1 protein-coding gene is annotated in these 1,727 nt (G+C 60.5%); it reads left to right on the forward strand.

The window, feature by feature from the left end; all coding sequences use genetic code 11:
• Positions 1-57 precede the first annotated feature (57 nt).
• Complete coding sequence (locus tag EI77_RS23205) at positions 58-1,530, forward strand: IS1182 family transposase (protein ID WP_133797697.1); 1,473 nt, start codon at positions 58-60, stop codon at positions 1,528-1,530.
• Positions 1,531-1,727 lie beyond the last annotated feature (197 nt).

Consider the following 1,727-nt stretch of genomic DNA (forward strand, 5'->3'; position numbering starts at 1 on the left):
CGCCAGAGACTGTGTCAAAACCCTTGAAGGGGCATTTTTGATGGGGCAACAGTTGTCATGAGCTACCTTCAAGGAGATGACCGCAGTCAGGCCTGGATGCTGCCGCAAAGCCTTGAGGACTACCTCAGCGAAGACAACCCCGTGCGCTTCATCGACGCCTTCGTTGATGAACTGGACTTCCGGCAGGCGAAGCTTCCTGTGGAGGCGGCGGCCACCGGTCGGCCAGGCTATGCACCGGGAGACCTGCTCAAGCTTTACCTCTACGGCTACCTCAACCGCGTGCGTTCCAGCCGCGAACTGGAACGCCTGACTCACCGCAACCTCGAAGTCATCTGGCTGCTCAAGCGCCTGCAGCCCGACCACAAGACCATCTCGGAGTTCCGCAAAGCCCACAGCGAAGCCTTCAAGTCGGTGCTGCGTCAGTTCAACCTCATGTGCCGCGAACTGAAGCTCTTCGGAGCCGAGCTTGTGGCCATTGACGGCAGCATCTTCAAGGCAGTGAACTCCAAGGCCCGTAACTTCACCCGCACCAAGCTCGAAAGCCTGCTGAGGGGAGTTAACACCGGCATTGAGCGCTACCTCAAGGAACTGGAGCTCAACGACGCCGCCCAGCAGGCCGACGCCGCAGCGGTGGGGGCGGCCAAAGCCGCGCGGATCAAAGACCTGCCCGGGCGGGTGGAAAAGCTCAAGGAAACGCGCGAGCGTTACACAGAGATGATGAAGACCCTGGAGGAGACTCCAGGTGTCCAGATCTCCCTGACTGATCCGGAAGCGCGGCTCATGAAGAAGAGCACCAGCAAAGACAGCCAGGTGGGCTACAACATCCAGAGCGCGGTGGACGCCGCGCACCATCTTATCGTGGAGGTTGAGGCGACTGCGCAGGCCAATGACGCCGGGCAGTTCAACACCATGGCACAGCGTGCCAAAGAGCAGCTCGGCGTGGAGCGCCTCACCGTCGTTGCCGATGGCGGCTACTATGTGTTGAAGGACATCAAAGCGGCAGGGGAGCAAGGCATCGAAGCCCACGTGCCTGCCCAGCGCGACACGATGGAGAAAGCGGGGCTGCATGCCCGCCGCCAGTTCCGCTACGACGAAGCGCACGACGAATATGAATGCCCTGGCAAAGCGCGCCTGACGCGCCATGCCGACAGCCATCAGCGTGGCCAGGTGCAGCAGGCCTATTACAACACAGCGGCCTGTGCGGCCTGCACACTGCGCAGCCAGTGCACCACAGGGAAGTATCGCAAAATCAACCATGGAGAAGGCTACCCGCAGGTGCAGGAGAGCATCCGCGAGCGCATGGAGCGGCAGCCGGAAATCTATGCGCAGCGCAAAAAGCTGGTGGAACACCCGTTTGGGACGATCAAGTTCTGGTGGGGCCAAGCAGCGTTTTTGACGCGAGGGCTGGAAGCCGTCAATGCAGAGGTATCGCTCAGCGCCCTGGGCTACAACATGCGCCGCGTTCTGAACATCGTCGGCACAGGGGAACTGATCAAACACCTCGGCAAACGGGCTGCGACCGCCGCCTGAGGAGGCAAAGGAGTGCCCAGGGAGAGGCAGTCAAAGCCGACCGGATGCGAAAAGGACGGCCAGTGGCTAAGAACCCAAAAGCGGCCTGGCCATCTAAAAATAAAATCCTCCTACCTTAGCCCCCTCTCCCGCATCCCAAAACCAGTCCTAGAGTTGCCCTGTTCACTTCTCAGCGAGTTTTGAAACAGTCTGGCCAG

It is taken from the genome of Prosthecobacter fusiformis (assembly GCF_004364345.1).
Taxonomy (GTDB): domain Bacteria; phylum Verrucomicrobiota; class Verrucomicrobiia; order Verrucomicrobiales; family Verrucomicrobiaceae; genus Prosthecobacter; species Prosthecobacter fusiformis.

Excerpts from the sequence above, each read along its gene's own strand:
- EI77_RS23205 (WP_133797697.1), top strand. The coding sequence starts at position 58 with ATGAGCTACCTTCAAGGAGATGACCGCAGTCAGGCCTGGATGCTGCCG.